The sequence below is a fragment of the Kitasatospora griseola genome (genome assembly GCF_044999035.1).
Classification (GTDB): Bacteria; Actinomycetota; Actinomycetes; order Streptomycetales; family Streptomycetaceae; genus Kitasatospora; species Kitasatospora griseola.
Map to the genome: position 1 here is coordinate 8,299,630 of NZ_CP173360.1, position 20,235 is coordinate 8,319,864.

Annotated in this window: 18 protein-coding genes and 2 pseudogenes; 12 read left to right on the forward strand and 8 right to left on the reverse strand. The window is 71.7% G+C overall.

The window, feature by feature from the left end:
* The first annotated feature begins 46 nt into the window (after positions 1-46).
* Positions 47-943, forward strand: coding sequence for an IS982 family transposase (locus ACI1MP_RS37020; RefSeq protein ID WP_404870723.1), 897 nt, complete (start codon positions 47-49; stop codon positions 941-943).
* A gap of 34 nt (positions 944-977) precedes the next feature.
* Here the strand turns inward: ACI1MP_RS37020 and ACI1MP_RS37025 are convergent, their stop codons facing one another.
* The 3 genes from ACI1MP_RS37025 to ACI1MP_RS37035 all read right to left on the reverse strand — a co-directional run bounded on the left by ACI1MP_RS37025 (position 978) and on the right by ACI1MP_RS37035 (position 3,628).
* Positions 978-1,838 (reverse strand): peptidoglycan-binding protein, encoded by an 861-nt coding sequence (locus tag ACI1MP_RS37025; protein WP_404870724.1) that lies wholly within the window; start codon positions 1,836-1,838, stop codon positions 978-980.
* 140 nt (positions 1,839-1,978) lie between these two features.
* Positions 1,979-2,911: a peptidoglycan-binding protein gene (locus ACI1MP_RS37030; RefSeq protein WP_404870725.1), complete on the reverse strand. Its 933-nt coding sequence runs from the start codon at positions 2,909-2,911 to the stop codon at positions 1,979-1,981.
* 114 nt (positions 2,912-3,025) lie between these two features.
* Positions 3,026-3,628, reverse strand: a complete 603-nt coding sequence (locus ACI1MP_RS37035) for a hypothetical protein (RefSeq protein WP_404870726.1) — start codon at positions 3,626-3,628, stop codon at positions 3,026-3,028.
* 230 nt (positions 3,629-3,858) lie between these two features.
* Between ACI1MP_RS37035 and ACI1MP_RS37040 the strand changes: the two genes are divergently transcribed.
* The 3 genes from ACI1MP_RS37040 (at position 3,859) to ACI1MP_RS37050 (ending at position 6,779) form a co-directional block, all read left to right on the forward strand.
* Positions 3,859-4,746 carry a DUF2690 domain-containing protein gene (locus tag ACI1MP_RS37040; RefSeq protein WP_404870727.1) on the forward strand — a complete coding sequence of 296 codons (888 nt, stop codon included), beginning with the start codon at positions 3,859-3,861 and terminating at the stop codon, positions 4,744-4,746.
* A gap of 185 nt (positions 4,747-4,931) precedes the next feature.
* Positions 4,932-5,393, forward strand: coding sequence for an RICIN domain-containing protein (locus tag ACI1MP_RS37045; RefSeq protein WP_404870728.1), 462 nt, complete (start codon positions 4,932-4,934; stop codon positions 5,391-5,393).
* Between the two features lie 957 nt (positions 5,394-6,350).
* Positions 6,351-6,779, forward strand: a complete 429-nt coding sequence (locus ACI1MP_RS37050) for a GNAT family N-acetyltransferase (RefSeq protein WP_404870729.1) — start codon at positions 6,351-6,353, stop codon at positions 6,777-6,779.
* 725 nt (positions 6,780-7,504) lie between these two features.
* On the opposite strand, the gene ACI1MP_RS37055 is transcribed toward ACI1MP_RS37050, so the two are convergent.
* Positions 7,505-9,640, reverse strand: coding sequence for a hypothetical protein (locus tag ACI1MP_RS37055; RefSeq protein ID WP_404870730.1), 2,136 nt, complete (start codon positions 9,638-9,640; stop codon positions 7,505-7,507).
* A gap of 260 nt (positions 9,641-9,900) precedes the next feature.
* On the opposite strand from ACI1MP_RS37055, the pseudogene ACI1MP_RS37060 reads away from it, so the two are divergent.
* Positions 9,901-10,052: pseudogene (locus tag ACI1MP_RS37060) on the forward strand (3-ketoacyl-ACP reductase); the annotation flags it as partial.
* Positions 10,053-10,232: 180 nt separating this feature from the next.
* Here ACI1MP_RS37060 and ACI1MP_RS37065 read toward each other — a convergent pair.
* Positions 10,233-10,868 carry a hypothetical protein gene (locus ACI1MP_RS37065; protein ID WP_189278509.1) on the reverse strand — a complete coding sequence of 212 codons (636 nt, stop codon included), beginning with the start codon at positions 10,866-10,868 and terminating at the stop codon, positions 10,233-10,235.
* Positions 10,869-11,319: 451 nt separating this feature from the next.
* On the opposite strand from ACI1MP_RS37065, the gene ACI1MP_RS37070 reads away from it, so the two are divergent.
* Both ACI1MP_RS37070 and ACI1MP_RS37075 read left to right on the forward strand, forming a co-directional pair.
* Complete coding sequence (locus ACI1MP_RS37070; protein ID WP_404870731.1) at positions 11,320-11,631, forward strand: hypothetical protein; 312 nt, start codon at positions 11,320-11,322, stop codon at positions 11,629-11,631.
* 80 nt (positions 11,632-11,711) lie between these two features.
* The gene (locus ACI1MP_RS37075; RefSeq protein WP_404870732.1) at positions 11,712-12,641 is read left to right on the forward strand and encodes an endonuclease domain-containing protein; all 930 of its coding nucleotides are present in this window, start codon (positions 11,712-11,714) and stop codon (positions 12,639-12,641) included.
* A 152-nt stretch (positions 12,642-12,793) separates the two neighbouring features.
* Here the strand turns inward: ACI1MP_RS37075 and ACI1MP_RS37080 are convergent, their stop codons facing one another.
* Positions 12,794-13,231: a hypothetical protein gene (locus ACI1MP_RS37080; protein WP_404870733.1), complete on the reverse strand. Its 438-nt coding sequence runs from the start codon at positions 13,229-13,231 to the stop codon at positions 12,794-12,796.
* A 36-nt stretch (positions 13,232-13,267) separates the two neighbouring features.
* Positions 13,268-13,813, reverse strand: coding sequence for a hypothetical protein (locus ACI1MP_RS37085; protein WP_404870734.1), 546 nt, complete (start codon positions 13,811-13,813; stop codon positions 13,268-13,270).
* 290 nt (positions 13,814-14,103) lie between these two features.
* Here ACI1MP_RS37085 and ACI1MP_RS37090 point away from each other — a divergent pair, with 290 nt between their 5' ends.
* From ACI1MP_RS37090 to ACI1MP_RS37105, 4 genes are all read left to right on the forward strand, one after another.
* Positions 14,104-14,724 (forward strand): DNA-binding protein, encoded by a 621-nt coding sequence (locus tag ACI1MP_RS37090; protein ID WP_404870735.1) that lies wholly within the window; start codon positions 14,104-14,106, stop codon positions 14,722-14,724.
* Between the two features lie 5 nt (positions 14,725-14,729).
* The gene (locus ACI1MP_RS37095) at positions 14,730-17,198 is read left to right on the forward strand and encodes a helix-turn-helix domain-containing protein (RefSeq protein ID WP_404870736.1); all 2,469 of its coding nucleotides are present in this window, start codon (positions 14,730-14,732) and stop codon (positions 17,196-17,198) included.
* Positions 17,198-17,749, forward strand: coding sequence for a hypothetical protein (locus ACI1MP_RS37100; protein WP_404870737.1), 552 nt, complete (start codon positions 17,198-17,200; stop codon positions 17,747-17,749). The genes ACI1MP_RS37095 and ACI1MP_RS37100 overlap by 1 nt, the downstream gene beginning before the upstream one ends.
* Before the next feature lie 488 nt (positions 17,750-18,237).
* Complete coding sequence (locus ACI1MP_RS37105; protein ID WP_404870738.1) at positions 18,238-18,954, forward strand: hypothetical protein; 717 nt, start codon at positions 18,238-18,240, stop codon at positions 18,952-18,954.
* Between the two features lie 35 nt (positions 18,955-18,989).
* On the opposite strand, the gene ACI1MP_RS37110 is transcribed toward ACI1MP_RS37105, so the two are convergent.
* The gene (locus tag ACI1MP_RS37110) at positions 18,990-19,886 is read right to left on the reverse strand and encodes a PIN domain-containing protein (protein ID WP_404870739.1); all 897 of its coding nucleotides are present in this window, start codon (positions 19,884-19,886) and stop codon (positions 18,990-18,992) included.
* An 85-nt stretch (positions 19,887-19,971) separates the two neighbouring features.
* Here ACI1MP_RS37110 and ACI1MP_RS37115 point away from each other — a divergent pair.
* Positions 19,972-20,235: pseudogene (locus ACI1MP_RS37115) on the forward strand (hypothetical protein); the annotation flags it as partial.

The following is a 20,235-nucleotide window of genomic DNA, read 5'->3' on the forward strand; positions in this document are numbered from 1 at the left end:
CCGGTTCTGCTCCGGGCATGCAGGGAGGGTGTCCAACATTCGGGTTGTGACGACCGAAGAGCTGGACACCCTCCTGACCGCACTCTACGTGCAAATCGACGATCACCTGCCCCGAACACGGGGGTTGGGCCGCCCGCCGCGGCTGACGGACTCCGAACTGGTCTGCCTGGCCGTGGCCCAAGTGCTGCTCGGATACCACTCCGAGGCCCGCTGGATCCGATTCGCCCGCACCCACCTGCGCGGCATGTTCCCGAACCTGCCCCAGCGCCCGGCCTACAACAAGCGCCTGCGTGCCGCCCGGCCCCTGCTCCAGCAGGCCGTCCGCGACCTCGCGAAGGCCACCGACCTGTGGGCCGACCCGGTGTGGATCACCGACTCCACCCCGGTCGAATGCGGCCGCTCCCGCGACACCGTCCGACGCTCCGACCTCGCCGGATGGGCCGGCTACGGCTACAGCCGATCCCACTCCCGCTGGTTCTGGGGCCTGAAGCTCCACCTCGTGTGCACCCCGGCCGGACTGCCCGTCACCTGGGCCCTGGCCGGCCCGAAAGTCGACGAACGCGAGGTGCTGGCCGCGTTGATCGAGACCGAACCCGACCTCGTCCGCGAACGGCCCGGCCTGCTGATCCTCGCCGACAAGGGCTACGTCTCCGCCGAACTCGACCGCTTCCTCGACCAGCACGGCGCCCACCTGCTGCGACCGTCCTACCGGACCAGCCCCCCACGCCCCGGCGAACACCTGCTGAAGTCCGTCCGTCAGCTGATCGAGTCCGTCAACGACACCCTCAAAGGCCAACTCGGCCTCGAACAGCACGGCGGGCGCACCATCGAAGGCGTCGGCGCCCGGGTCGGCCAGCGCCTGCTAGCGATGACCTGCGCGATCTGGCACAACCGCACCACCGGCCGACCCGTCACCCGCTCACTGATCGCCTACGACCACTGACCGACTTCGGAACTACTCGTCTAGGGGGTTGGGGTCAGTTGACGTGGAGAGTCAGGTTCCTCGGCCAGCCGGCCCGGTCGAGGCGGGAGAAGAGGTCCTTGATGTCGGTGGGGGTGAGCTTGATGCAGCCGAGGGACTGGTAGTCCATGTCGCCGTTCCACCGCCAGGGGTCGTCGTCCTTGAACGGGAGGTCGGGAGCCTGGGCGCCGTCGCTTCCCATCTCGCTGTGGATGAACAGATTGGTGCGCGTGACCGGCTTCTGGCCGGGCTTGGGCTTGCAGGCCTTGTCCTCGAGCTGGATGGCGTAGCCCCTGACCGCGGTGAGGAGGGAGCCGGTGCCGCGGTCGGTCTCGTGGCCTTCGACCTTGTAGGTGCCGCTGGGCAGCCATCCCTCGCTGCCGGCGCACTCGTCGGTGGATCCCTTTCCGGATCCGGCCCGGTAGCTCTTGAGGACCCTGCCGTCGTGGACGAGGGAGAGCTTGGACCACATGGGGTTCTTGGCGTTCTTGTCGAACTGCAAGTAGTACCCGGCCTTGCCGATGCTGTGGCCGGCGGTGAGGAGCGCGGTTCGGGTGTCGGAGCCGGCGGTGCCGTCGGCCTTCAGGCCGTGGGCTCGCTGGAAGTCCCGCAGGGCGGCGGCGGTCTTGGGGCCGAAGATGCCGTCGACGGCCAGGCGGTGGCCCTGCGTGTTCAGTTGCCGCTGCAGGTCCTTGACGCTCTTGCCGCGGTCTCCCTGCCTGGGGGAGGAGTGGTCGGCGGCCGCGGCGGTGGTGTGCTTGGTGCGGCGGGCGTCGTCGGCGTGGGCGGCGACGCTGGCCCCGGTCAGGGCGAGGCCGATCAGGAGGGTGGAGGCGATCGCTCGGGCGGCGCGGTGCTTGGGCAGGGGGAGCTTCATGGCGGTGACTCCTTAGGCGTTGTGGTCGGTGGTGGGGCGGCTGTGCCGTACGCGTGCGAGGAACGAGGGGTACTGCGGGGTGCGGGGCCTGCCGCCCCGCGGGGGCCGGTCGAGGTGCCGGCCCCTGCGGGCGGCTGGTGTCAGTTCTTGGGCCAGCCGCAGTGGACGTGGGTGTTGTGGTCGCGGTCGCCGGGGCCGAGGACCTGAGTGGCGCCGAGGAAGCTGCAGGCGCTCTGGAGGCGTTCGGCGAGTTCCCTGCCCTTGCCGGACATGGCGACGTGGACTCCGTCGATCTCGTTGGCGTCGAAGGTGGTCCCGGTGTAATGCCAGGACGTCTTGCTGTGGTCGCCGCCGGCGAGCTCGGTGATGTTGAGTGCGAACCCGTGGTTGGCGTTGAGCTGCAGAAGGCCGCGCAGCATGTCCGTGTCCAGGTCCACGTGCTTGCCGTGGGCGTCGCCGTACCGGCTGGTCAGCGCGCTCTTTCCTGCCGCGGTGTCGCGGATGTTGCTGCGGGCGGACGACTGGGGGTCCTGCCCCTTGTGCTCGGAGTGGAAGTCGTCCGCCGTGATGCCGGGGCGGCGGATGATCTGCTGGGCCAGCTCGGTCCGGTTCCCCGTGATCCGCAGGCCGGGCGCCGCCGCCAGCGCGGCCCGGGTGCGCGGGCCGACGAGTCCGTCGACCTTCAGAGCGTGGGCGCGCTGGAACCTCTTGACCGCCTTCTGGGTCGCGGCATCGAACACGCCCGTCACCTTCGTGGTGCTGCTGCCCAGCAGGACCAGGCGGCGCTGGAGTTCGCTGACGGCCTCGCCCTTCGAGCCGGCGCGGAGCGTCGCGGGCTTGGAGATGTCGACGGTTCGCCGGGCGTCCGGCGCGATCCGGTCGGCCCACGAGGAGAGCGAGGAGGAGCCCGCGGCGTTCGCGCTCGCGGTGGCGGCGGCCAGCAGCAGGCCGGCCGCGGCGATGACGGCCTTCCCCCGGCGGCTGCGGGCGAGGGTGCCGACACCGGCACCGGAGGTGGTTTTCTCGGAGCGCCGCAGGAACGAGGCGAGGCTGCGGGCGGTGTGCTCGGTCATGATCGGTCCTTCAAGAAAGCGGGCCACACCGGGTGTGGCGAAGTGGGGTAAGACGGGCCCGGCGGCGGTGTGCCGGGGCCGAACGGGACGTGGGTGCGGGGTGTTCGGCCGGCTTCAGCGGCGGGAGCGGTTGAACCAGGCGACGGCGTCGGGGCGGGTGGCGAGGCAGACGAGCAGGGCGCCGGGTGCGAGGGCGATCAGCGCCCGGACGACAGCGCTTCCGCTGTTCTCGCCGCTGACGGCGAGGGCCAGGGAGCCCAGCAGGCACTGCCAGCCGCCGAATACGACCAGCGCGGCGCGCACCGCGTGGCCGCCCCGGCCGGCCCGCACCGCCAGGGCGACGGCGACAGCGGCGTGGGCGACGGCCCACACCAGGCCGAGTTGCGCGAAGGTCACACCGGCCTGCGCGGCCTGCGCCTGGCTGCTGATGGCGCCCGCGAACCAGGCCTTGCGGTACGGGGTGAGCGAGTCGAGCAGCGCCTGGGCCTGCAGGAGCGCCACCACGGCCAGCACCAGGTTCAGCGCGGTCGGCGCGATCAGGGTGATCCGGGCGAGCTTCACCGACCGCGGCATGCCGGCGGCGGGAGCGGCGGACGGCTGCGCCTGTTCGAATTCCGGCGCAGGGGCGAACGGGGGAGGCACGGGCCGCGGCGGCACGGGCCCGGACGCAAAGGGGGTGAGGCCGATGCAGGCGTTGTTCTGCTTTCCGTTCTGCACTGTCATTCCTTCGGGTACGCGTCTGCGATCGGGCAGTGACATAGCAGGCCCGGCAGGCATTGGATGGGAGGTCGCCGGGCTGTCCTCACCGGCTGACCATCACTCTTGCATGACGGATCGTCAGGTCTCTACGCTGTGGCCCCCGTTGGCCCATGCGGAAGAATCCGTGTCTATACATGGGCTATGACCTGCGACTATGCGCAGATCGAGGCGAAGGGTGGTACACAGCAATGCCGCACAGCCGAGATGCCGACGAGTCCGAGCTGCCCACCACCGCACGCGTGCAGTTGGCCGAACTGCTGCGCAAGTGGCGCCTCGGAGCTCTGGACGAGCCCGCCCAGGGAGCGGTGGCGAGGAAGGTCGGTCTGGCCCAGCCGACACTGTCCCGCTATGAGACCGGTGCCCAGGTTCCGCCACGGAAGGTCGTTCGCCTCCTCGCCGAGCACTACGGCCGGTCTGCGCCCGATCTCGAGTACGCGCTCGGCGTCTGCGAGAGGGCCGAGCAGGAGGCCCGCGGCGGCGAGAGGGGCGAGCAGGTCGAACCCGGGGCACGCGCCGAGGCCCCCCGCCCCCCTGCACGCCGACAGCGGCTGCTGTGGCTCGGAGGCGTCCTTGCACTCGTCGCCGCCGGCGGCGGTGCCTATGCGGTGTGGGGCACCTCCGACCCGGCGGGGCACACGAACCAGGCGGCCCCGCCTGCCGGCGCGTCCGCAGCGCCGTCGCCGAGGGCAACGGCATCCTGTTCCGGCCTCGCCTGCCTGCACAAGGACCCCTCGAACACGATCTGCCAGTACGACGCCGTCACCACCGCCGACGGGCGGGACTTCGGCGTGTACGTCGAACTGCGCTACAGCCCGTCCTGCCGGGCGGGCTGGGCCCGAATGGACGGCGGATCACCGGGAGACAGGATCCAGGTGTTCGGGACCGAGGGCAGCCCGCCCGAACTGGAGGAGTACGGCCAGCAGTCCGGACACACCGCCCACACCAAGATGGTGCAGGCACCGGCACCCGCCGGCGCCCGAGCCTGCGCAGTGATCCAATCCAGAGGAACTGCCTGCTCGACCCCCCTCCCCGCCACCCCCGGTGCCCAGTCCAAGGCGACCACCCAGAGCGGTTGAACTGTCAGACACCACGCAGCAGCCAGCCGGACGGGCGCGCTCGCGGGCACAACGGCGCGTCAACTCGAAGCCCTGAGGCTCGGCTTGCTGCCCGTGCGCCCTGTCTGATCCGGGAAGCTGTCGCTAGATTCGCACTCGCACTATCACGGAGTGTCCGCCGTTTGGGCGGCTTGGAGGGAGTACGAATGCCTTGGAACCCCCGGTCAGGAGTCCTTCGTCGTGCGGCCGTGCTGATGGCGGCGGCTGCGTGGCTAGGCGCCGTGCAGGTCGGGCCGGCATCAGCGACTGTGGAGACGTTCCAGACCCAGATCACGCACACCCAGTCCGGGAAGTGCCTGGACGCAAGCGTGTCCCAGGGCGTCCGCCTCGTCACCTGCGACGGCGGGACGTACCAGCAGTGGATCGTAAGCGTTTCGCCGTCCGCCACGATCAAGCATGTCCAGTCCGGGAAGTGCCTGGACGCAAGCGTTTCTCAGGGCGTCCGCCTCGTCACCTGCGACGGCGGGACGTACCAGCAGTGGAGCACAAACCTTCCCGGGTACACGGTCGGACATGTTCAGTCCGGGAAGTGCCTGGACGGAAGCGTGTCCCAGGGCGTCCGCCTCGTCACCTGCGACGGTTCGAACTATCAGGGCTGGCTCTTCTAGCCCACGGCAGACCGCGGCCGGCGCCTCCGGCAGCACCAGCGAGGCCCGCCACCCCGCAGGGTGGCGGGCCGTTTCGCGGGCGCACCGCGCCGGCCACTCGAGCAGCAGGCCGCGTCCAGCGAGGGCGCCGATCTGATCCGGGCTCACCGAGCCGGGGCCCCTCCAGCTCCCCAACTTCACCGGGGTTTCGGTGGTTTCCACCGCGTCGGGGCCGACCACCATCCGCTCCAGCAACCTCCACGTGGGCCCGGGGGACGGGCTTGTCCCGGCCTTTCCCGGCGACGAACTGGGCGAGCGCGGCCACCCCGAGCGCGAACCGGTCCGCCTGCGAGACCGGCTCCTTCTTCGACCGGCCCGCACTGGACGCCTTTCCGGGCCTTCGTCACCGCGGCCGCGTCGCCAGCACCGTCCGGGCCCTCCTCGATGCCGATCGCAGTCAGCAAGTCCTCCTGTCGCTCCTGCTCCAGGTCGGCGAACACCCCGCGCTGCGCGGCGACCCAGTGGCCCGAGCTGCTCGTCTTCGAAGACCGCATCGGCTGGCAGCACCGCCCGTGGACCCGGCCGTCGGACTCCTGCCACGAGGTGCTCCGGCCGCAGAGGCGGCTCCGGTCGGGGGCGGGCTCGGGCTGGATGCGGGCATGGGCGAGGCCTCCACCGTGCTGCGGCAGGACTCGCAAGGTCCCGCCGGTCAGGAGCGGCGTCGACGTGCCCGGCTCGTTCGACTCCCGCCGGGTCCGCGCCGTGGTGCCGTTACGCCGAGTCAGAACCGGCAGGGTGTCACCGCGCCGGACCAGCGGGGTGCGCTCTGCCGCAGCCGTCCGGGGGTCCGTGGGCAGCAGATTTCTGCGGCGGACCGCTGCCGGCGCCCGCAACGCGCTCGGCGGCACCTCGCAGCGGATTGGTTTTTCCAAGTAGCCACTTGGAAAAACCAACTGACGGCCGATAGGCTCCGCTTTCATGAGTCAGCACCGACAGGACGGCTACGAGCTTTCCACCGCGCCCGAACGCCTCGACATCGCCTTGGTCCATCACTGGTTGTCCACCGATGCCTTCTGGGCCCTGGGGCGCAGCCTGGGGACGGTCGAGCAGTCGGTGCGGGACTCGCTGAACTTCGCCGTCTACGACCCGGCCGGGGCGCAGGTCGCCTACGCGCGTGTGGTCACCGACCGGACGACCTTCGCGTGGCTGTGCGACGTGTACGTCGCCCCCGCGCACCGCGGGAAGGGGCTCGGCACGTGGATGGCCTGCGCCGTCCGCGACCATCTCGCCCCCTACCGGCTCAAGCGTGTGCTTCTCGCCACCCTCGACGCCCACGGGGTCTACTCCAAGGCGGGTTTCGTTTCCCTTCCGAACCCGGAGCAGTTCATGATCCTCCAGCACGGGTAGCTGCACGGGGCCCCCGGGCCTCTCCGTGGCAGGAGAGCAACGGCGGCCGCTCGCGCACCTGTGCGGGCGGAGCCGGAAGCGCCCCGGGGCCCGGGCGTGTCGCTGCGGCTGCCCCGGGGCGTCCGGGAGCGCGTTGAGCCGGCCGTCGTGGCGGGCATCACGGCCGGCGTCCCGCCGGAGCTTCCTGCGCGCACGGCGCCCCCGACTTCTCCGTCGCCGGAGTGCGGACACGCGGCCGTGTCGCTGCGGACCCGTGGGTCGGTGCTGGTATGCGCAGTTGCCGGGGGGACGTCAGCCGTCCTCGGGGCCGTCCTCTGCGGCCTGCGGGGCGCGCGGTCGTGCTCGTCGGCGGCCGGAAGATCGCCGTGCCGGACCCGCCCGCGCCGCAATTCGGGGGCTGAAGGCGGCTCGCAGCTGACCAACTGCCGGGTGCCGGGTGGGGAGGGGGTGGACTCGGTGAGCGCCCGTACCCGGGACTTCGCCCTACGCACAGTGCCCACACGCTACGAAGGCGCCACCCACGCCCGTGTCCCGCTGGAGGACCTGCCGCATGCCCTGCACGACCGGGAGCGGGGCTGCGACGACCGCGGCGAGTGGGGCGTCGCGCCTCGACCTGCGTCTTGTCCGGACTGCCGTCGAAAGACGCTCCCCGGCGTCCTGGCGGAGCGTGGGGGATAGCTGGCGGGGGCCGTCCGGTGCTGCCGGCCGGCCCCCGCGAGGGGGGATCAGGTGCGCGGGTCGGGTCGGCCTGCCGCGTGGTCGTCGCCGGAGGGGCGCGACCAGGTGTGGGACGGCTCGGGGCTCGGGCACGGCGTGGGCGTGGGCGAGGGAGTGGGGGTCGGTGTGGGCGTCGGCGTCGGGGTGGGGAGCGGGACGGGGAGCTTGACGCACAGCACGACGTTGGTGACGTGGGCCGTCAGGTGACGGTCCGTCAGCAGCGCGGTGTGGGGCAGGCGCAGCGCGGTGCGGGTGTCGTCGAGGGTGGTGATGAGGGCGAAGGCGAGGGCGCAGCGCCGGTCGGTGATGCTGGTGGTCTCGTCGATGGTGACGGTCTGTCCGACCTGGTAGCCGGTGCGGGGCACGCCCCAGGGTTGGGGGGTGGCGGGGGCGGTGCCGGGGCCGGTGAGGGTGAGGTCGGCGGTGAAGCCGTCCGGCTGGCTGCCCTCTGCGTATTCGATTCCGTTGATGCGCCAGCTCTTGGTGACGGTGACGTCGGCGGTGTCGGTGGCGGTGGGCCTGTTGTAGAGGATGCAGCTGACGGCGTCGGTGCTGGTGAGGTCGACGGTGAAGCCGGGTGCGGCGGGGGTGCCGGTGTTGGCGGTGTCGACGGGTTGTCCGGTGTCGAGGTCGGTGCAGGTGGCGTTGCGTCCGCCCGGGGTGACGAGTTGGTATCCGCTGTGCTGCTGTTCCTGGACGGTGATCTGTCCGCTGGTGGTGGCGGTGAAGGTGGGTTGGAAGGCGACGGAGCCGGTGCCGTCGTCGGTGGTGGTCTCGCTGGCGGGCAGTCCGGTGATGCCGCTGGTGGTGGTGGTCGCGTCGAAGGTCCAGCCGGCGCCGGCGGGTGTGGCGCCGGTGGTGTCCTCGCCGGTGGTGGCGGCGGGGACGAGCTGTTTGACGACGGAGATGCTGCCGCGGCAGCGGGTGAGGACGAAGTCGTGGAGCTGTTGGCCGGCGGCCTCGAAGTCGGTGGTCTGGAAGTAGTCGGCGGTGGTGAGGTTGGTGCCGTCGTAGCCGGTGGGGCCGGAGATGGCGCGGAGGTTGAGGCCGGAGAGGCCTTCGACGCCGCGGCCGACGCCGAGTGCGATCACCCGGGAGTCCTCGGCCTTGACGGCGTTGGCGGAGAAGATGCCGTTCTCGACGTCCCGGAAGTGGGTGTTGGAGCCGTCGCCCTGGGCGTTGTCGGCGAAGCGGGTCGGGTTGCCGTCGGTGATGACGAAGACGGCCTGGTAGTGCTCGGGGGCTTCGGCCACGGCCCACAGGCCCTGGTCCCAGTTGGTGCCCTTGCCGAGTGTCCAGTCGGCGTAGAGCTGTTTGAACGCGTCCGCGCCGGCCTGGGTGGAGACCGGGTGCAGGTCGGGGTGGTTGGCGAGCACGCTCGTGGACGGCGATGCCTGGTCGAAGGAGAACAGCGCGAGCCGGGAGGGGGTGCCGGTCAGCGCGTTCACCAGGGTGTCGGTCGCCGCCTTGAGCTGGGGGAGCGCGGAGCCCACGGAGGCCGAGAGGTCGAGGAGGATCGCCGCGTCCATGCCGCAGCCGGCCGGGGGCTCCGGGTTGGTGCGCGAGTTCTGCCACACGCCGCCGGACGCCGGGTAGTTGGTGCCGTAGGTGTTGCTGAGCATGAAGCCGTTCGGGCCGGTCTCGGTGGAGGAGTAGGTCTGGTCGGCTGCCAGTGCGGGCGTTTGGAAGGCGTAGGTCTGGGCGATGGATCCGCTGCCGCTGCCGGGGCCGGTGCGCAGGACCGGGTTGGCGTACCAGCCGGCGGGGGCGGTGCCGGGGAGCTGCTTGACCCAGAAGCTCCGGCCGGCGTTCGCACCGCCTGCGGCGGTGTCCGGGACGACGAAGCTGCAGTCGCCGGCGGCGTCGGACAGGCACTCGGCCCAGCTGGTGTTGACCGGCGAGGTGTCGGACTCCGCAGCGAACAGGCCCAGTTCCACACCGGCGAGCGGGCCGACGGTACGGGGGCCGGTGCGGTCGCCGCCGACCCGTACGGTGACGACCGAGGTGTCTGCCGTGGGCGCCGGCACCGCCCGTGCGGCGGCCGTACGGCCGGTCGGTGCGGTGTCGGGGCGGGCCGCCGCGGGAAGGGTCAGGCCTGCGGCGGCGGTCAGCGCCGCGGCCAGCGCGGCGGTTGCTCTCATCATGCTTCCAGCAAGCCACCCCGCCGCCCCGCACCGGCCGCGGCACACGGTGAGCGCGTGAATCAAGCACTCTTTCGAACCAGGCAACACCAGGGGCGCGGCCGGCTCGGTTCTCTGTGTTGAGCAGTCGGGCCGCAGCCGGTCCGGCTGGCGGCCGAGGTCGGCGACCGGGTCGGTGGTGTATCGGCGGCATGGTCGTACTTGTCGGCTGCCGGATCCAGGCCGAGCAGCATCGCGCGCCGGCCCGGCCGACAGCCATCCACCGCGCGGAGCGGGAGTTCGGCGGGTGGACGTCGTGGTGAACTCCGCCGGCCGGCTCGCCCTGTCGCCGATCGCCGACCTCGACCTCGCCGTGCTCGACGCCCTGCACCGCACCAACATCCGAGGCGCCTTCGTCGTCGCGCAGCAGGCGGCCCCCTGTGTCTCCTCGCGCTCCGAAGGCGGGTTTTCGCCCTGGGGCAGGGCTGAGAGGGCCGACCGGCCGGGGAGTGCGGTGCCGGGCCTGGTCCGGAGCCCGCGCCGGAGGTGTCTGGTGTGGGCTCCGGACCGAGACGGCTTGTGGTCGTCCGTTGCCGGCAGGGTGCGGGTGCCGAGGTCAGGCGCGGTACATCTGGGTCGCGGAGGTGATCCGGCCCTGCTGGTCGAACTGCACGATGAACTGGTTCGCGTAGCAGAGGTAGGGGGCGGGCGCGGTGTGGGCGCTGCCCTTGCAGCCCTGGACGAGCTTGACGAGGAAGTCGACGGAGGCCTGCTCGGGCTTGGCCTGGTTCAGGACGTACGCCTTGGCGCCCGGGGCGAACTCGTACGTCTCGGTGCTGCCGGTGGCCTCGAAGTAGGGCTCGCCGGGGACGTTCGGACCGCAGACGAACTTGGTCGGACGGGCTCTCAGGACGAACTTCGCGCCGGCGGTGGCTTCGACGGCCTCGACGACGGCGCCGCCGTCCACCACGCCGCCCTTCCGGGAGCAGTCGTCGGCGGGCGCGCCGGTCGGCTTGGCGGAGGTCCCGCCCGCGGGCTTACCGGTGCTGGCGGCGGGGTTGGGGGAGGCGGCGCCCGCGTTGCCTGGTGCGGTGGGGTTCTGGCCGCCGTTCGCAATGCTGGTCGCGGTGGCGGAGGGGGCTGCGGAGGCCGGGGCGGCGGCACCGGTGCCGGAGCTGTCCGGCTCGCAGGCGGTGAGGGCGAGGGCGGAGGCGGCCAGGGCGGCGGCCACGGTCAGGCGGTTGAAGCGCATGCTGATTTTCCCCAAACGGGTAGCGGTGAACATGGGGACCCTGGCTGTGAATCGGTCGACGCCCCCGCGGCCCGACCTTCACTTCCAAGATCCAATGGATGGACATCCTGCCCGATCCAATGAACCGCATTACGCCAATCCGGCCCTTGACGGTTCCACTTGAAACCAACCCGTGACGGTGATTGCATACCCTGCCCGGTATATCGCGGTCAGGCAACGGGTCTGTCCCGACACCCGCCGGGGTATCCGGCGAACCGGTTCTCTCCCTCAGCACACCGACCGACGTGCCGCCAGGACGCGCCGTAGAGCAGGCTCCTCGCATCGCACCGATTGTGAGGGCGGGTGGCGGTATGTCGGCGGCGCCGGGCTGAAGAAGGCCGGGTTCGAGCCGTGGACTAGCTCGAACATGAACGCGGGCAGGATGTGGACAGGAGCGGAGCTTCCGCTGGAGATGACGGTCTATCACCGCTACGGCATGGTGCCCCGCTTCGCGATCGACCTGTCCGGCAATCAGGACGGCACCATCCTCACCGCCTATGCCGCAGAGCTACCTGACGTGATGGATCTGATCGCGCGCTGGGCGCCGGCCGTGCAGGCCCTGGCCGCAGCCGCAGGCCGGGCAGTGGATCCTGTCCTCGGTGGGGGTCATGGGTTCCTCCTTCCTGGGCGCTGTGGGCGCGCCCCGCCTTCGAACGTAGGAGGCCGTTTCGACGAATCGGCCTGGTCGTCGCCGCCCGGCGTGTCGCACCGGCCGAATGGGTGACATGCCGTCAGTACCACCTGCCAGCGTGGTGACGGAAAGTCATTCCCCGTCACTGGAGGTGCAGTATGGACTATCGGCGGATGTCGCCCGAGGCCAAGGCCGCGTTCCTCGCCGAGCGCCCGTGGTGCGAGTTGCGCTGTGGGCGGCCCTCGGTCCAGGTGGATCACGACCACATCAGCCACGAGGCTCGCGGTGCCCTGTGTCGGCGGTGCAACTCGCGCCTGGGCTCGCTGGAGGCGGCGCTGCGCCTGCCGGAGCGGTTGTTCCAGAGTCTGGCGGGGGACCTGCATCACGAGTTCTGGAAGAACGGGTCGGTCAACCTGGCCGCCTACCGCCGGGACCTGGGTTACCTGGGGCTGACCGCGAAGCAGTACGCCGCTCGCCTGCGCCGGGTGAACGAGCAGCTGGTGCTGCCCCACGTCTACTGGACCGGGGTGGCGGCCAGGCCGCCCGGGCGGGACACGCTGTGGACGAAGATCGGCCCGTTGTGCGACGACGACGAGGCCCGTCGCCACTTGGAGCGGATCGCCGCGACCGCGCCGCCCACCCAGTTGTGGGTGCAGATGACCCGGGAGCCGGACGACGGCGTGAACAGCCCGGCGCCGCGCTGCCTCATCACGGCGACCAGATCCACCGAAGGTGCGAGGGAGGCCTACCTGGCGCTGCACGCGGCTCTGCCCGACACGAGCGGCTACGAGGCCAGGGACCGCGCCTTCGCCGAGTTGGCGGTGCCAGTGCTGCTGAGTCGGCCCCTGACGGCGGAGCAGTTCCGTGCTGCGCATTGGCGCGACGACGAGCAGCTGCCGGCGACCGACCGGGAACTGCGGGAGCTGTTGCTGCGCTACGGCTACATGGCCGGCTGGATGGACCTGGCGGTGCGCATCGTGCTGGAGGACCTGGCCGGGGACCTGCCGGACGCGCGGTGGGCGGTGTTCAGCCGGGCCCGGCACCACTGGCTGGTGCTGTTCGCCCACTGGCGGGAGCGGCGGGGCTCCCCGTCGGCGGCCTGAGAGGCGCGCCCGGGGTGCGGGGCGGCGCCGTATGCGGGCTTCCTGACGTCGAGTCTGCCGAGGTGGCTCGGGGGGCCGCACCGGGTTGTCTCCGGTGTGGCCCCGCGGGTGCCTGCCGTGTGCCGTAGGTCGGGCTGCGGCGTCGGCCGGCCTTACAGCTGCTTGAGGGCCTCGTCGGTCGTGGCGGCCTGGACGAAGGCGTTGATGTCGAGGCCTTCGGGGAGCGGCTCCTGGCTGCCGCCGCCCCAGATGATGTTCGAGGCCAGCCAGCCGGCGGTGAAGGTCGTCGGGATCTCGAACTGCCCGCGGGCGCTGAAGGCGATCACGCCGTAGGTGACGGAGGCGGTCTCCGGGTGGCGGGCGAGCAGCCACCGCAGCGTGGAGGCGAGGTTCACCGAGGCGTCGGGGGCGATGATCCGCGCCCTGTCGTAGGTGGCTTCCCCCTGCTCCCAGCGGCCCCGGGCATCGGTGGTGATCTCGTCCGTCAGGGAGAGGATCGCGGCGTCCTGGACGAGCTCGCGCAGCGTCTCCCGGGGGATCTCGACGATCTCCTGGTCGAAGAAGGAGTGCGCGAAGTGGCGGCCGATCATGTGCTTCTCCGATCTCGTTGTCCGGTGGTGCGGGGTTCAGTCGCGCTTCCAGGCCGCGGTGAACTCCTCGGCCTCTTCCGGGGTGCGGGGGAAGCGTTCGGCCACGACGGCCTTGAAGGCGGCAGCTTCGGCGGCTTGGATCCAGAGTTCGCCGAGCCGCAGCGCGTTCCCGGCGTGGAACTCCAGGCGCTCGCCGATCAGGCGGGCCACGTCGACCCGCTGTTCGGCGGTGAGCTCGGTCAGGCCCGCGAGGAGGCGGCCGGCGAGGGCGGTCTCGACCGAGCGCATCAGCGTCAGCTTCACGCCTTGGGGCAGGTTGCCCGGGTGCAGGTCCAGGGAGTTCGATGCCTTCTGGATCGCCCACCAGAACTCCGAGTCGTCGGGTTCGGGGAGCACGTTCAGCAGCGCCAGGAGTTCCTGGTTGGCCGCGTACACGGTGGGCCTGGCGGACACCAGCGCCGCGATGTCGCCGATCCGCTCGACGCTGAGTTGGCCGGCCTCCAGGTCGGGCGGGCAGTTGAGGTTCTTCTTGACGGCCGCCGCGCGCAGCTCGTCGCCCTCGTCGACGTACCTGGTCAGCATGGGTGCCCCCTCCTCGGTGGTGTGTGATCGCGGTTCCCCATCACGGTCGGTGTGCGGGTGATCACGCGATCCGGCCCAGGATGGCAGCGCTGCGGTGATGTCGGCGGCGGTTCGTGCAAAGCCGTCTTGTTTGCGATCGTGCGGGGCCGAGGAGCGGACCCGTCCTCGGCCGACCACCGGCCACGTTGGTAGGACTTACTCGAAAGACATGGACAGTGTCGTGGGGGAGGCGTAGAGTCCTCCTAGTTCTTTTAGCTAGTTCGATAGGCGTGGAGGTTGTGGGTGTGTTCGTGACGACGGGTCAGGCCGCGTCGGCCCTGGAGTGCTCGATCCCCACGGTGAAGAAGCTGATGTCTACCGGTGCGGTGCCCGGCGTTCGCGACACCGGCCGGCAGGTGTTCCCGCTGGCCGCGCTCCAGCAACTGGCGGCCCGCCCGACCGCGGACCTGACCGCGCTCGGCGCATCCGAGATCGCGGTGCTGCGTGTGGCCGCCCCGGCCCGGGTCGAGGAGCCAGGCCGGGAGTGGATCGGCTTCGGCGCCGCGCTGGACCGGGACCAGCTGCTGGCCGCGCTGTCGGGCTGGTGGCGTTGTGATCCGGCTCGGGTCGCCGCCGGCGGTGTGCTGCCGGTGACGGTGGCCGGGTTCGTCGTCGCCGTGCTGACCGGCCTGGAGCCGCCGTGGGAGTCGGACGGCACGGTCGGCACCACCGCCCGCCACCGCTTCCCGGCCGCCCGCCTGGCCGGCTACCTGACCGACCTCACTGCCCCCGCCAACGCCGCCGAACCGGCAGGCGCGGACGACGCCCGCCTCGCCGAGCTGCTGCTCGGCACCCGCCTGCCGTCCGTCTCCAGCGGCCCGATCGCCTACGTCACCACCCACCCGACCACCAGCACCGACGAGGAGGAGTAGACCCGATGTCCGACGAGCTGTTCGAGTCCGTGGACGCGCTGCTCGCCGCCGTGAGCACCGGACTTCCGGCCCCGGCGGAGCGCAAGCGACTGCGCCTGGCGGCCGGGCTGACGCCCGCGCAGATCGCCGCGGCGCTGCGCGTCAACTCCGCTCTGGTGTCGCAGTGGGAGGACGGCAGCGCCCACCCGGGCCCGGACGTCGCCCCCGCCTACATGCGCCTGCTGGAGGGCCTGGCCGCCCGCTTCCCCGCCCCCGAGCAGCCCGCCGCGCCCGCCCCGGCCACGTTCGTCGCGCCGGTGCAGGGGACGGTGCTGGACCAGCACCCGGACGGTTCGCTGGTGACGGGCCCGGCCGAGCCGTGCGTGCAGTGCGGACAGCCCGCGATCTACCGCGTCCAGGGACGCCCGATGCACCTCGGTGGTCTCTGCCGCCCCGCCGCTCCCGCCCCGGCCGAGACGGAGGTCGAGCAGCAGGCGCCCGCGGCCACCGCCCCGGTGGCCGACGTTCCGGCCGCCCAGGCCGAGTCCGTCGAACCGGCCCCTCCCGCCCCGGCTCCGGCCGCTGCCCCGCCGTCCCGGCCCGCACCGTCGGCGGCCCCTGCTCCGGCGCGGTCCAGTCAGCGCCCGGCTCCGGCCCGTGCCCAGGGCCGCCCGGCTGCACCGCGCGCCGCCGCTCCAGCCGCCGGTCCGGCCGCGCCGACGCCGGGGCGGTGGGTGCCGGTGGTGGCGCTGGACGCCGACCCGGACGGCGGCTGGGTGCTGGACGTCCCCGGCTTCCCGGCCCCGGCCGGGCCCAAGCTGGGCGACTGGTTCGCGTGGCTGGGCACAGGGCTGCCGCTGCGCGTTGAGCGCGCCCACCCGCAGGGCCGCGGCGGGGACGGCGCGGTCTGCCTGACCGCCGCCGCCCTCAAGCAGCTCGGCCTGCCCGCCACGCTCCCGAGCACCGACAAGACGCTCAACGCGCTGCAGGCGAAGCTCGCGAAGGCCGCCGCGACGGTCGGCATGGAGATCAGCGAGAACATCGGCCCGGTCTTCCGGGCGTTCCGCCGCGCCGGGTCGGCCGGCGGGCCGAAGACCTCGCTGCAGATCACCGTCGCACCGTGGCTGGGACAGGGCGACGCCCGCCAGCAGGCCGTCAGCGCGCTCGCCGCCCCGCTCGCCACCGCCCCCGACCACGCCCGGGACGGAGCGACGTTCGCCCGCCGCTACCGGGCCTTCACCGCCGACCTCGGCGTCGCCCCGGGCGCGACCACCGCCTCCACCGCGATGCTGCTCCTGGACGCCGTCCGCCCCCGGGTCGAGTGGGTGAAGGACGAGGCGACGGGCGAGTGGTCCTCGCACCTGCGCGACGGCGCCCTCCCGGCCGGGGACCGGTGCGTGCCCATCGCGGCCGGCGCCCGCCACCCCCTCACCCGCGAACTCCTCTCCAAGGGCCGGGCGGTGTGCGAGGAGGAGGACTACAAGTGGTGGGCACGCGAGCTCACCGACGACGAGGCCGGCCGCTCGTTCGCGGTCGCGGTCGACGTCTGCGCCTCCTACCTGTCCGTCACCGACTCCCTGCCCCTGCCGATCGGCGAACTGGAGCACGTCACCAACCCCGCGTGGGGCAAGGGCAAGACCGCCGGCCTGTGGCTTTGCGACTTCACCGGCATCGAGGTGGACGAACCGCTGCCGCACCCCGCGACCTTCCACGGCCGCCCGCCGACCGGGCCGGGCTGGTACGCCACCCCCACCGTCGCCTACATGGCCTCCACCTACGGCTTCGACCCGGCAACGATCACCGAGGCGTATCTGTCGACGCACACGGCGCCGCTGCTCAAGGAGTGGACCACGCGGATCCGCGCCGGCTACAAGCGCGCCTACGCCGACCTCGGCCTCACCGACGGCCAGACCCCCGAGGAGTTCCTCGCCGCGTACGCGGTGCACAAGGACGTAGACCAGGATCCGGTGCGCGCCGACGCGCTGACCCTGGCAGGCCTGTACAAGAACATCTACAAGGGCGGGATCGGGAAGTGGTCCGACTCCGCCCGCCACCTCGACGACGAGCAGTGGCTGGAGAAGGTCGCCGGGTCCTGGTCATACCGGCCCGAGATCCGCTTCCACATCATCGCCGCCGCCCGGATCGCCGCCCACCGCCGCATGCGCAAGACCTACCTGCTCACCGGCCGGGCCCCGTTCGCGGTCAACGTCGACTCCTACCTGTACGCCGCCGACGCCCCGTCCCCGATCGAGCTCCTGCCGGTGAAGGACGACGGCACCCCGGTGCCGGGCGCGCTGCGCCTGGGCATCGCGCCCGGAAGCCACAAGCACGAGGCCTCGATCCCGCTGCAGAAGGCGGTGGAGGCGATGGGTCGCCGCGAGCACCCCTCCCGGCTCACCCACGACTACGCCACCGACGGCACCTACACCGGCCCGGAACCGGCCGTTGAGAACGCCGACACCGACACCGACGAGCAGAAGGAAGGCGAGCGCTGATGGCCGGCGGATTCAGGGGCATGTTCGGACGGGTCCGCGAGGCGCTGTTCCCCTCCCGCAAGGCCCCGGTGCAATCCACCACCCAGGCCGGGCAGGTCCGCGACCGCAGGTACGGCGGCAGCACGAAGGCGATGGCGGCCGCCTACGGCGTCTCGCCACGTACCGTCCTGCGCTGGGTCGACGGCTCCCGCCACCCTGCCGGGCGCCACCAGGAGAAGCTGCGCCTGGACGCGGTCGATGTGCAGACCACCGAGCGCGGCCGCGAGCGCAAGGCCAAGCAGCTGCAGAAGCTCGGCGCGTACTCCGGTGTCACCGTCCGGGTCGGGCGCGCCCACACGTTCGACATCCGCGGCTCGGACGCGGTCCGGGCCCGCGACGTCCATCTCAGCCTCACCGGCGAGCAGGCCGCGGCCCTGGCCCGCGCCAAGGACGAGAGCGAGATGCGCGAGGTGATCGGCGAAGCGCTCGCCGACTACTTCAACGGCGGCGCATACGGCGGATTCACCGCCGATGACTTCGAGTACGACGTCGACGACTTCGACCTGAACTGACATCGTCCTCGGGGAGGCCCGCACCAGGGCTTCCCCGAGGCGTGATGCACTCAACCATCTTGCAGCAACAGCAAGTTGTCGAGAACTCTGCGGCTGCTCTCCGGGCTTCGGAGCTCCGTTTCCGCTGAGGCCCCGTCCAACCTCCGCTGATCTTGCGACCGGCTGACGGTGCCAACGAGCCGAGGAACCCGCCTAATCCCAGGCCGAAGGAACCATCGGTTCCATGCCGGGGCGGAGCACATCCGAGCCGCCTACCGGAATCCACGTGCCGCAGAAGAATCCCATCCGGGCATATTCCGGAGCGGACCGGACGGTGGAAAAGAATTCCTTGCAACAGACACTTCCCCGCCGAATTCGGCTACACCACTGTCGGCCAGAAACCGGACACGGTCGCCGCCCTGGAGATCTCCCGGCCCATCATCTTCGGCGCGCCGAGTGAGCCGCGAGGATCGCCTCGCCAGCTCCAACCAGCGCCTACGAACAGCGACGTGTCCGAGGTGGACCGTAGCGTGGTCGGCCAGGTCGCACTGCGCGCGGCCTGCTTCCGGAAGAGAAGGGAGTCGACCGTGGCGATCAGCATCGTGCGGGCGGCCTGGGTGCCGGACGACGATCCCGAGCGGGACTCGGAGTTGGCAGCCGACCTGGCTGTGTCCTGGATACGGCGCGAGTGTGCCGAGCAGCGGACTTCGGGCGTTCTCGTGCTCAACGCCTTCGGCGTGGAGCAGCAGGTTCCGTCGTTGCGCTCCTTCGCAGCCGAGCACACCGTTACGACTCCACGCGCCTCCCGCGATCGTGTCGGACGCGGTACCGGACCCGTACTGGCCTACCTGCCCGACGAGAAGACCCTCGACTTCGCTACGCACCTCGCTCGCGGGTCGTCGTTGGCCGTCGTGGAGAGCACCCAGGACTTCGCGCTCCGGGGCTGGGCGAGCGCGCTCGGGGCCATCGACTTGACCAAGCCCGACGAGCGCCCGGAAGAGGCCAGTCCCGGATTCGCCAAGGCCATCGACCGGCTGGACCTCTACAAGAACAACGGCTTCGGCGACCCGTTCGGCAAGCAGCAGGCCCTGCACATCCTCCAGGACCTGGTCCGCTCGGAAGGGCTCGACCCCGAGGCCGTCCTGGGCGCCCTGGCTGCCCGGGGCGCTTCCAGCCGAGCTCTCCGCAACCTCGCGAAGCTGATCGACGGGCTCGGCCAGCGCTGAACGCACCCCTGAGCGAAGGGCGGGAAGTCCGCCGCTCAGGACTCGATGAAGGGCAGCGAGACGGCGGCCAGCTTGGTCTGCAGGTTGAGGTCGCTGGTGACCACGTACCAGGCCGAGCCGGGATGACGGGACTGCAGCAGCAGAGTGGAGGCCACGAACCGGTCGTCCGGGACGTCCAGGTCCAGCCAGGCCGGCAGGGCGTCCGACTTCGGCTCGATGTGCTCGAAGACCGCGTGCACGTCGCCGGCGACCCGGACGCCGCGGGTCACGTCGCCGCCGTTGCTGCGCAGCCCCTTGAGCCGCCGGTCCGCCTTCTTCGCCGCCTCCCGCAGCTCCGGCGTCCGGCCGCCCCGCTTGTGGTCGTCGACCTCCCTCAGCACCACCGGCAGCAGGTGCGCGATGTACCGCGGGCCCGCCTCGGCCGTGTACGCGGCCAGGTCCGGGTTGTCGATCAGCGCGTTGGTGTCCACCACCAACCGCACCGACCACTCGTCCTCAGGCAGCAGTTCGGTCAGGCCGCGCAGCTGCACCGCGGTGGCGTGCAGCACGTCGACGGCCTGGTGGACGTGCTGAGGAACGGAGTGGTCGTAGCGCTTCTCCGGGCGGATCAGCCAGCGCTGCAGGAGGCCGAGGTTCTCGTCGAGCTTCTTGGCGGTCTCGGGGGTCGGGTGGGGGAACAGGAGCCGGAAGCGCGGCTCCCAGTCCCGCAGCCGGCCGAGCAGGGCCATCCGCTTCCGCTCGACCTCGGGCGTGCTGGGGCCCCAGCCCCAGTTCGCGGCGCCGAAGGTGTGCATCATCGAGCCTCGACGGTTGGGGTTCACGTAGTGGATGGTCGACGCTTCGAGGACGGCGACGAAGTCCTCCTCGATCGCGGCCAGTTGTTCCAGGAGGCGGTCGCTGTAGGTCGGCGGGAGCGGCTTGCGGTTCGACATCCCCTGATGATGTCCGACGGCTCCGACACCCATCACCCCGTTTACGCGATCTCTGTCCGCAGGCCGCCGAGCGAACGCCGGCCCGGTGACAGACCCGACAGGCGACACCAACTCCAGCCTGGTGCCCGGCGCGTACGGGCGCCGTCGCCGCCAGATCCAGCGCCTGGTCGACGGCGGCCGGCTGAACGACCTTGCTCCCGAGCCCGGTGACGAACGCCTCCTGGACGTGCTGACTCGCACGGGTCACCGCGCCGCCCTGGACGTCCAGGGCTGGCTCACCAGGACCTACCTGGCCGGGACCGGCTGCTACGCCGATCCGGCCGTCCGAGCGGTCTTCCGGCTCCCCGCC

Bases quoted from the DNA above. Each gene is read 5' to 3' on its own strand.
- ACI1MP_RS37025 (WP_404870724.1), bottom strand. From the start codon at position 1,838: ATGAAGCTCCCCCTGCCCAAGCACCGCGCCGCCCGAGCGATCGCCTCC.
- ACI1MP_RS37030 (WP_404870725.1), bottom strand. From the start codon at position 2,911: ATGACCGAGCACACCGCCCGCAGCCTCGCCTCGTTCCTGCGGCGCTCC.
- ACI1MP_RS37040 (WP_404870727.1), top strand. From the start codon at position 3,859: ATGCCGCACAGCCGAGATGCCGACGAGTCCGAGCTGCCCACCACCGCA.
- ACI1MP_RS37045 (WP_404870728.1), top strand. From the start codon at position 4,932: ATGCCTTGGAACCCCCGGTCAGGAGTCCTTCGTCGTGCGGCCGTGCTG.
- ACI1MP_RS37050 (WP_404870729.1), top strand. From the start codon at position 6,351: ATGAGTCAGCACCGACAGGACGGCTACGAGCTTTCCACCGCGCCCGAA.
- ACI1MP_RS37055 (WP_404870730.1), bottom strand. From the start codon at position 9,640: ATGATGAGAGCAACCGCCGCGCTGGCCGCGGCGCTGACCGCCGCCGCA.
- ACI1MP_RS37065 (WP_189278509.1), bottom strand. From the start codon at position 10,868: ATGCGCTTCAACCGCCTGACCGTGGCCGCCGCCCTGGCCGCCTCCGCC.
- ACI1MP_RS37070 (WP_404870731.1), top strand. From the start codon at position 11,320: ATGACGGTCTATCACCGCTACGGCATGGTGCCCCGCTTCGCGATCGAC.
- ACI1MP_RS37075 (WP_404870732.1), top strand. From the start codon at position 11,712: ATGTCGCCCGAGGCCAAGGCCGCGTTCCTCGCCGAGCGCCCGTGGTGC.
- ACI1MP_RS37080 (WP_404870733.1), bottom strand. From the start codon at position 13,231: ATGATCGGCCGCCACTTCGCGCACTCCTTCTTCGACCAGGAGATCGTC.
- ACI1MP_RS37085 (WP_404870734.1), bottom strand. From the start codon at position 13,813: ATGCTGACCAGGTACGTCGACGAGGGCGACGAGCTGCGCGCGGCGGCC.
- ACI1MP_RS37095 (WP_404870736.1), top strand. From the start codon at position 14,730: ATGTCCGACGAGCTGTTCGAGTCCGTGGACGCGCTGCTCGCCGCCGTG.
- ACI1MP_RS37100 (WP_404870737.1), top strand. From the start codon at position 17,198: ATGGCCGGCGGATTCAGGGGCATGTTCGGACGGGTCCGCGAGGCGCTG.
- ACI1MP_RS37110 (WP_404870739.1), bottom strand. From the start codon at position 19,886: ATGTCGAACCGCAAGCCGCTCCCGCCGACCTACAGCGACCGCCTCCTG.